Here is a 2,531-nt window from a genome sequence, read left to right on the forward strand (position 1 = left end):
GGCAGCGCCGCGTCGAGCACCGGCGGCGGCAGCTCGTCGCCCACCTCGGCCAGCGCCAGCCAGCCCCGCAGCCGGGTCCGCCACGGGCAGACGCACACCGCGCCGTCCATCTCGCTGACGAAGGCGTCGCCGCTCTCCCGCACCGGCACCACCACCGGCGGGACCGCCAGCAGGTCGGCCAGCGAACGGCGCAGTTCGTCCTGGGCGTCGGGGAAGTCGGCACGGCGGGCGTAGCGGGCCCAGTGGGAGCGCTCCGGCTCGGGAAAGGCGGCCAGCGGCTCGTACACACGCAGATAGGCCGCGTACGGCACGGGCAGGGCCGGAGTCGGAGCCACAGGGGCTCCTCCCTTCGTCGCGGCGGTCGGCCCGGCGCCGCCGGCCGGCGGCGGTCGCGGGCGGCCACCGACGGGTGGCCCTGAGACGATCTACCCCGATAGTGGCACCGTGACGATCCGGCGCGCCGACAGGTCGTACCCTGCTGCACACAGGCCCTTCCCACCCGCAGGAGGGCGTCCCATGCGACTACAGGAGTCACCACCGTGACTGACGTACGTCTCTCCGTCAGCGTCGACGGACAGCACGACGACCGGGCAGGCCGATCCGGCCGGGCCGAACACTCCCACCGGGACGACCGGGTGCTGCGCACCCTCTTCGGCTCGGAGCAGGGCGGCCACGAGCAGGTGGTGTTCTGCCAGGACCGTGCCAGCGGCCTCAAGGCCGTCATCGCCCTGCACTCCACCGCGCTCGGTCCCGCCCTGGGCGGCACCCGCTTCCACGCGTACGCGGACGAGGAGTTCCCCGAGCAGGCGGCCGCGCTGGACGCCCTCAACCTCGCCCGCGGCATGTCGTACAAGAACGCCCTGGCCGGTCTCGCGCACGGCGGCGGCAAGGCCGTGATCATCGGAGACCCGGACACGGGCAAGTCGGAGGAGCTGCTGCTCGCCTACGGCCGTTTCGTGGCCTCGCTCGGCGGTCGCTACGTCACCGCCTGCGACGTGGGCACCTACGTGCAGGACATGGACGTCGTCGCCCGCGAGTGCCGCTGGACGACCGGGCGCTCCCCGGAGAACGGCGGCGCCGGGGACTCCTCCGTGCTCACCGCCTTCGGCGTGTTCCAGGGCATGCGGGCCAGCGCTCGGCACCTGTGGGGCGAGCCGACACTGCGCGGCCGCACGGTGGGCGTGGCGGGCGTCGGCAAGGTCGGCCACCACCTGGTGCGGCACCTGGTCGAGGACGGCGCCGAGGTGGTCGTCACCGACGTGCGTGAGCAGTCGCTCGCCCGGGTGAGGGCGGAGCACCCGCAAGTGGTGGTCGCGGCGGATACCGACGCGCTGATCCGCACCCCGGGGCTCGACGTGTACGCGCCGTGCGCGCTGGGCGGCGCCCTCAACGACGAGACCGTGCCGGCACTGACCGCACGGGTGGTCTGCGGCGCGGCGAACAACCAGCTGGCGCACGCCGGCGTCGAGAAGGACCTCGCCGGGCGGGGTGTGCTCTACGCCCCGGACTACGTGGTGAACGCCGGCGGCGTGATCCAGGTCGCCGACGAGCTGCACGGCTTCGACTTCACTCGCGCGAAGGCGAAGGCGGAGAAGATCTTCGACACGACGCTGGAGATCTTCCGCCTCGCCGACCGGGACGGGGTGCCGCCCGCGGTCGCCGCGGACCGGGTCGCCGAGCAGCGCATGGCCGCCGGCCCGCCGGTCGCCTGAGCGGTCCGCGCCGCCCCGGTGACCGGTGCAGCCGCACACAGGCACGACATGTCGGACGTGTGTGCGGCTGCGTACGCCGAGGAGACATCCCTCACCACCCGGTGGCGGGATACGGGTTGTACAGAAGGTAAAATCCCTTCTGACCAGCCAATAACTGGTCAGGGGCATGGCGGGGACCTGCCCGGTGGTGCGGGCGGCGTACCGTACGGCCGCGGAAGCAGGTACCGTTGAAGCCCTGGGAGCCGGGCCCTGACCTGAGGGTCCGCTCCGAACCATGAACGCGTGTCAAGACTCTGGGGCCGTCGAGCCCCGTCGTTGAGGGGGTCGAGCCATGGGGCGCGGCCGGGCCAAGGCCAAGCAGACGAAGGTCGCCCGCCAGCTGAAGTACAACAGCGGCGGGACGGATCTCTCGCGCCTGGCTGAGGAGCTGGGCGCATCGACGTCGGATCAGCCGCCTAACGGCGGCAGTTTCGAGGACGATGAGCTGGAGGACGACCCGTACGCACAGTACGCGGATCGTTACGACAATGACGACGGCGGGCAGACGTCCGACTCCCCGTCGCCGCGACGGCGCGCCTGACGCGTCGCTCGTCGGTAATCACCGTCACAGAACCCGGTCCGGCAATCGCCGGACCGGGTTCTGTGCTGCCCGGAAGCAGCCGACGCCGCTCCCCCGCACACGTCCCCGCCGTGTCGCTGGCGTGCGGGAGCGCGGCCACGTGCCGGCCACCCGCCACGCTGCCCGATGGGTGCGCGGCGGGTGCACCGGGGGTCCAGGCGCGGTCACGACGAGGCGAGCGGGAGGCGGCCCGGTGCGGC

Annotated in this window: 2 protein-coding genes and 1 pseudogene; 2 read left to right on the forward strand and 1 reads right to left on the reverse strand. The window is 72.9% G+C overall.

The genetic code is table 11. The features are described 5' to 3' along the window. Nucleotides 1–335, reverse strand: a pseudogene (locus tag ACYVE9_RS22565) (hypothetical protein); the annotation flags it as partial. Between the two features lie 300 nt (nt 336–635). Between ACYVE9_RS22565 and ACYVE9_RS22570 the strand changes: the two are divergent. Together ACYVE9_RS22570 and ACYVE9_RS22575 are read left to right on the forward strand one after the other, a co-directional pair. Beyond that, nucleotides 636–1,712 (forward strand): Leu/Phe/Val dehydrogenase, encoded by a 1,077-nt coding sequence (locus tag ACYVE9_RS22570; RefSeq protein WP_461029725.1) that lies wholly within the window; start codon nt 636–638, stop codon nt 1,710–1,712. Between the two features lie 331 nt (nt 1,713–2,043). Further along, nucleotides 2,044–2,292, forward strand: coding sequence for a DUF3073 domain-containing protein (locus tag ACYVE9_RS22575; protein WP_461029724.1), 249 nt, complete (start codon nt 2,044–2,046; stop codon nt 2,290–2,292). Nucleotides 2,293–2,531 lie beyond the last annotated feature (239 nt).

Source organism: Streptomyces sparsus (assembly GCF_054776295.1).